Genomic DNA, 5,874 nt, shown 5'->3' on the forward strand with positions numbered 1-5,874 from the left:
GAGGGGAGTGATGTGCTTTGTAAGACCTCACCCCTAACTGCTATCGGCCTCACCCCCAACACCTCTCCAAGAGGAGAGGGGAGTGATGTGCTATGTAATACCTCACTCCCTAACCGCTACTGGCCTCACCCCCAGCCCCTCTCCAAGGGGAGAGGGGATGATGTGCTTTGTAAGACCTCACTCCCTAACCGCTACTGGCCTCACCCCCAGCCCCTCTCCAAGGGGAGAGGGGATGATGTGCTTTGTAAGGTTATGCTGACTTGGCAACTTGTTAAGGGAAGAAGATGTAAAGGCGTTTAAAGGCGTTTAAAGGTGAAAAAGTGAAAAGGCGTTTAAAGGTGAAAGGGTGAAAAGGTGAAAAGATGGCTCACGCCCTTTAAAGGTGAAAAAGTGAAAGGGTGAAAGGGTGAAAGGGTGAAAAAATGGCTCACGCCCTTTAAAGGTGAAAAAGTGAAAAGTTGAAAAGGTGAAATAATGGCTACGCCAACCAACTTGTAAACTTGTACTCTTGTCAACCCCTATACTGGTCAACTAGTCAACTCGTTACTTGTTAACTGGTAAACTTGTTAACTGGTCAACCCATCACCTCGTCACCTGATTACCTCGTTAACTGTTCAAACCATCACCTCGTCACATTGTCAACTGGCCACCTCGTTTTAACCTGCCATTACGTCTTAGAGACAGGGTGCAATGCAAGGATTTACGTATGTGAACATTACCTAGAAGTTGTGATTTTCAATGAAAAAGAGGTTTGTTTTTTCTCTTGTTAGATCAATTTGTTGTATTTTTGTGCACAGACAATCGGAGTAATTAACGAACTAGGAGGATGGGATTAAAAGGAGAAGGACGATGTCTCCACGCCTTAATCCTTTTGTCTTTAAGTTGTTTTTCATTCTTACAGCTTTCTAACTTTGTACCTTTTTATTATGCAGCATCGACAAAAGGACCGAAAACTATATTTTAACGAGCTTTCTGCAACTAGCTGGAAGTACTTTTTGCCCTACATAGAACGTTATCTGCCCATCGAACAGGGGATGAACGTGTTGGAGATAGGCTGTGGCGATGGCGGCAACCTGTTGCCTTTCAGCGAGCGTGGGTGCGAGGTTGTGGGGGTAGACCTGGCCGAATGTAGGATAAATGATGCCAAGCGATTTTTCGAAGAGGCGGGTGCTAAGGGGCGGTTTATCGCATCAGACGTGTTCGAAATGAAGGATATTGAACACCATTTCGACCTGATTATCTGCCACGACGTAATCGAACACATTATGGATAAGGCCTCTTTCTTGCCCAAGTTGCGCAAGTTCTTACGACCGGAAGGTGTTGTTTTTATGTCTTTTCCTGCTTGGCAGATGCCCTTCGGCGGTCATCAACAGATTTGCCGAAGTAAGTTCCTCTCGCATTTGCCTTGGTTTCACCTCTTGCCAGAAGATGTATATGCGGCCATATTGAAGGCCTTCCACGAGAAACCAGGCATTACAGACGAACTGCTTGACATCAAACAGACGCGTTGCACGATAGAGCTGTTCGAAGGTTTGGCCGCGCAACACTTTGCCATACGCAACCGCACGCTTTTTTTCATCAACCCCCATTACGAGATAAAGTTTAATCTGCGCCCTCGTTTGCTGTGGCCTCGCTTGGCCAGAATGCGGCATGTGCGCAACTTCTTTACCACTTCTTGCTTTTACATACTTGAGTAGGAGGTTTCGCCAAGTCTCCTTTTCAAAGCTGAAAAGCCACACCCCAAGTCCCTCTCCAAATGGAGAAAGGCTTGGGGTGTACTTTGTTCTTTATAGGCTTTTTGCCGCAACAGCTTGCAACATCATAGCCTTACCACCTTACGTCACCACTTTACCATCAGCGTTGTACCGATAGTGAAGGGCTTACCTTTTTGTGCCATAGGCGTTGAGGCAACGAAGTAATAGGCCAGATAATTGGTTGCAAGCGTGTTGCGCGACCATAGCTCTAAGGTAAAAATGCCGCGCGTTATGGCCGTTTTCAGGTTGAGAAGGGTGTAGAATGGCTGTTTAACCGCATTGTCTTCGCGCCAATAGAGCGAACCAACGCCCGTGAGGTTGGCATTAAACATCAACTTGTTGGCAATACGGCCGAGGTTGTTTACTGCATAGTTGACATTGAGCGAACAAGTGTGGCGCGGAACCAATGGCAACATATTACCAGAGTAGTCGCGCCCCGTCCCCATGCGCCCTTCTAGCATCTTGGCGTAAGTGTATCCGTAACTAGCTTGTAACGAAAGTGCGGGTAGGGGCGTGGCATTAAGCGTAAGTTCTACCCCCTTGCTGTTGCTGTGCCCCACATTGCGCACAACATTGCCCAGTGCAGGCACGGTGATGGAGAGTTGTTGGTGCCGCCAGTCGATGTAAAAGGCACTAGCCTCGAAAGCCAACAAGCCTTTAAGGAAACTCCATTTGGCTCCAACCTCGTAGTTCCACGTGTGTTCGGGCTTGTAAGTATAGTCTTCGTCGGTTTGGTGAACGGCGTTAAAGCCGCCCGCTTTATAGCCTTTCGCTACCGTGGCGTATATCATACGGAAGGGCGTAAACTGGTATTTAAGCGTAAACTTGGGCGTTATCTGCCTGTCAATCCTGCTTGCATCAAAGTCTGTTGTTTGCCATCCGCCCTTCGGATCCACGGGATTGAACATGGGTGGGGCGTCTTGTCCCATCCATTTTACCTTGGCTTTGTTGTTGTTTATTTTGTTTCTCTCCCAATCCAACCGGACACCAGCCGATGCCCACAAGCCCTTTACGATGTTGAACGTGCTGACATGATAGACTGCGAACCCCGTTGTGGGCAGTTTGTTCTGGCTCACTTCGTACAATTTGGCCGCTATACGCGATGTGTTTACGGTGTAATGTTCGTGTTGATGGAAACCAAATGCACCCACAATCCATTGATATCGGCTTTCGTTGGTAGAGCGGAAGGTGAATTCTTGGCTCACTTGGTTCTGCCAATGCGGCATTTTAACGGCGAAGATGTCGCGTGGCGAATAGTCTTGGTCTACTTCTACGCTACCATCATTGTGTTGAAATGCGGTCTGACTGTTCATACTCCAGCCCTCGGCATCGTATCGCCAACTCATGCCCAGCGTGCCAATCAGCCTGCGGTAAGTGCTTTCGCGATTGTAGGCAATGGGTTGTAGCACGCCCGTTTGCGGGTTGTAAGGCGCATAGGGGTAGCCGTTTTGTTGGGTAAGGTCTAGTGCAGCCGTAAATCTTGCAGTCCATCGGTCTATTGGTTTCCACGTTGCGCCCAGCCTAATGGTGCCATTGCCGATGCGGTCGGCCTTGTTGTTGAGAAAAGTATTGGTCTGAAAACCGTCGTTATGGTGATAATTGGCAGCCAACGAAAGGCCAAATCTTTGGTTTAGTTTATGATAGGTGGATGCGGCCACGAGCAAATCGTTGTACGAACCATACGAAACTTTGGCCATTGTGCCTTGGTAATCGAGTGGCGAACGCGTGAAAACGTTTATCAAACCAGCCGATGCGTTACGCCCGAAGAGCGTTCCTTGCGGACCGCGCAGCACTTCAACCTTGCTTACGCCAAAGAGGTCCATGTCTAATACCGTTCTGTCGAAGTAGGGAATGCCGTCTACATACACGCCTACCGAAGGCGAGTTAACCTTCGAGCCGATGCCGCGAATGTAGATGGGTGAATATTGTCGCGAGCCATAGTCGGGCATGTAGAAATTGGCTAACATGCCACTAAGGTCGCGAAGACCCACAAGTTGGTTGTTTTCGATGTAGCGTTCGCCTACCCCTTGTTGCGAAACGGGCGATATGGCGGCTCTGTCTTGTTTAAACCCCACCACCGAAACCTCGTTAATCATTCCGCCAATGGTGGCCGAATCTTCTACTGTGGCGTTCGCTGTTGCCGCAAATGCGACGGCTGTTAGTGTTGCGATAATTTTCATTTTCGAATGTTTTTGTATTTCGGCAAAGCCGTTCCGCCGTTCACTTCGCAGCTTGTCGGCACACGCTTTACACGTTTTAAAAGTGCAAAAGTATGCAAATGTATGAAAAACCGCAATCCTTATTTGTGTGGAAATAGGGGTAATATGCCCCATTCCCTGTCCTTCTTCAAGGAGGGAGGGGAGTGGTTAGCCTTGTTGTTTAAGGGGCTAACGACACGTTAACAGGGTAACCAGTTGGCCTGTTAACGTGCAGATGCCTCGCCGAAATAGCTCCTTGCTATCCTTCAATACACCAAAACGCGGTGCTTAAACCATGATGGAACGGCAGGGTGGAGCTTTTAGAACCAGCCTAAAACTCTTCTTCTTCGATGGTTACTTTTCGCATGCCCTTTTTTGTTTTAAGCAAAAGCGTGATGGACGAATCGTTTGAAAGGGCTCGTTCTTCATCCCACGAATAGTTCTCCACCTTTTTCCCGTTCACCTTTATGATGGTGTCGCCCAGTTTTAATCCGGCCTTATCAGCCGCACTCCCATCGTATATTGAACGCACAATCCATCCTTTTCCGATGTCGGTTCGGTTTATCCACGAGAAACCCCACGTCCTTTTTTCGGGTATGTGGGCCTTGTAGGGGCGATAGTAGAGTTTGTTGTGGGCGGGGTCGAACACCAAGTTATAATTGTGAAGAATACCCGCCCCGATATATCCTGCATTGCGCATTCGCGGGAAAGCGTGAACTGTTGGCAGAGAAAAGTTTACGGCAACGCGACCAATGTTTTGCAATCCAAGGTAGACTGAGTCGGCTAGTGCGAAGGTAGTTGTAGTCGTTGTGGTGTCGCCTATGTTCGTGTACTGAGCCAGTAGCTGCCGAGTTTTACCCTCGTATGCCATCAGGTTATGTTTTCTTACAGTCTCTTTGGTGAACATAATCTCGTTTCCGCCTTCAAGGCATAACTCATAAAGTCCACCGATGCGCTTGTTGTTGAGCCATACGTATGCTTCAATCATAAAATTGGAACCCCTAACCGTAAGCGGCAAACAGCGGTAGTTGCGTTTAACGGAGTCGGGTATGGCCGTTAGTGTGCGTAAGAACTTCTGCTGAAAGTTCACCTCAAATGGAGAGTATTCAAAGAAAGAATCCCACATGATGCCGTCGGCATGCTTGCCCAACACGTTTCTTATGTCGGTTATGAGCATGTAAGGGAAGTTTGCTGAGATGTCACCAAACTTCACCTCGTGCTTTGTGTTCGATGCTTTTAGGCGCAGTGTATCTGTTTCTCTCAGTATTAAACCTTTTTCTATCTTTGGCGGTTGTCAACACTGTTCTTTAAGATACGTGGTGTCTACCACCAATTGGCGGTTGGTGTTTGTGGTAAATAAGATGTGGGCAGGGTATTTATTGTCGATAGTTGCAGGCAAGTAGATGCCCCCATCCCATACGAATGGGATGGAGTCGTTGCTCTCCCACATAGAGTCGAATAGCCCTTTCTGCCCATTTGCCGTCAGGATAAAGGCGGTAAAGAGCATTGTCAATATTGTTTTTCTTTTCATTGCTGGCATTTTTAGTTTAGCATTTTGTGGGGTTATAGCTGGTTTTGGTTATCGTCTGTCGTTGTTCAAGGTGGGTTCTCAGTCGGTAAGCGTGGCTGTTTATGCGTAAAGACATCGTTAACGCCGCATTCGTTCGGCATTGGTACATGCCTTGGTTTCAGTGTTTGCAAGACTTAGCCCTGCCTAGAATAGGAATGTTAGGTTAATCCACAAGTGCAAATGTAGTTAATTATTTTGTAAAGCGCATCGTTTGCTTGTTCCGAAGTTTTATTTTTGGTGACTATTAAAGGCGAAATGGTGAAAAGGCATTTAAAGGTGAAAAGGCATTTAAAGGTGAAAAGGTGAAAGGGTGAAAAAGTGAAAAAATGGCTGCGCCTACCACGCTTGTTCA

4 protein-coding genes are annotated in these 5,874 nt (G+C 47.5%); 1 reads left to right on the forward strand and 3 read right to left on the reverse strand.

What is annotated here, in order from left to right:
• Window positions 1–926: 926 nt before the first annotated feature.
• Entirely contained in the window at window positions 927–1,697 is a 771-nt protein-coding gene (locus HMPREF2955_RS12840; RefSeq protein ID WP_019187770.1) for a class I SAM-dependent methyltransferase, read from the forward strand.
• Window positions 1,698–1,840: 143 nt separating this feature from the next.
• On the opposite strand, the gene HMPREF2955_RS12845 is transcribed toward HMPREF2955_RS12840, so the two are convergent.
• The 3 genes from HMPREF2955_RS12845 to HMPREF2955_RS16925 form a co-directional block, all read right to left on the reverse strand.
• On the reverse strand, window positions 1,841–3,934 hold the full coding sequence (locus HMPREF2955_RS12845; protein WP_070723851.1) for a TonB-dependent receptor: 2,094 nt from the start codon (window positions 3,932–3,934) through the stop codon (window positions 1,841–1,843).
• Window positions 3,935–4,283: 349 nt separating this feature from the next.
• Window positions 4,284–5,129, reverse strand: a complete 846-nt coding sequence (locus HMPREF2955_RS12850) for a PDZ domain-containing protein (protein WP_246830148.1) — start codon at window positions 5,127–5,129, stop codon at window positions 4,284–4,286.
• Between the two features lie 117 nt (window positions 5,130–5,246).
• A complete protein-coding gene (locus HMPREF2955_RS16925; RefSeq protein WP_246830149.1) occupies window positions 5,247–5,483 on the reverse strand; it encodes a hypothetical protein in 237 nt (78 codons plus the stop codon).
• Window positions 5,484–5,874 lie beyond the last annotated feature (391 nt).

Source organism: Prevotella sp. HMSC073D09, assembly GCF_001814145.1.
Taxonomy (GTDB): domain Bacteria; phylum Bacteroidota; class Bacteroidia; order Bacteroidales; family Bacteroidaceae; genus Prevotella; species Prevotella conceptionensis.

Bases quoted from the DNA above. Each gene is read 5' to 3' on its own strand.
- HMPREF2955_RS12845 (WP_070723851.1), bottom strand. From the start codon at position 3,934: ATGAAAATTATCGCAACACTAACAGCCGTCGCATTTGCGGCAACAGCG.
- HMPREF2955_RS12850 (WP_246830148.1), bottom strand. From the start codon at position 5,129: ATGCTCATAACCGACATAAGAAACGTGTTGGGCAAGCATGCCGACGGC.
- HMPREF2955_RS16925 (WP_246830149.1), bottom strand. From the start codon at position 5,483: ATGAAAAGAAAAACAATATTGACAATGCTCTTTACCGCCTTTATCCTG.
- HMPREF2955_RS12840 (WP_019187770.1), top strand. From the start codon at position 927: ATGCAGCATCGACAAAAGGACCGAAAACTATATTTTAACGAGCTTTCT.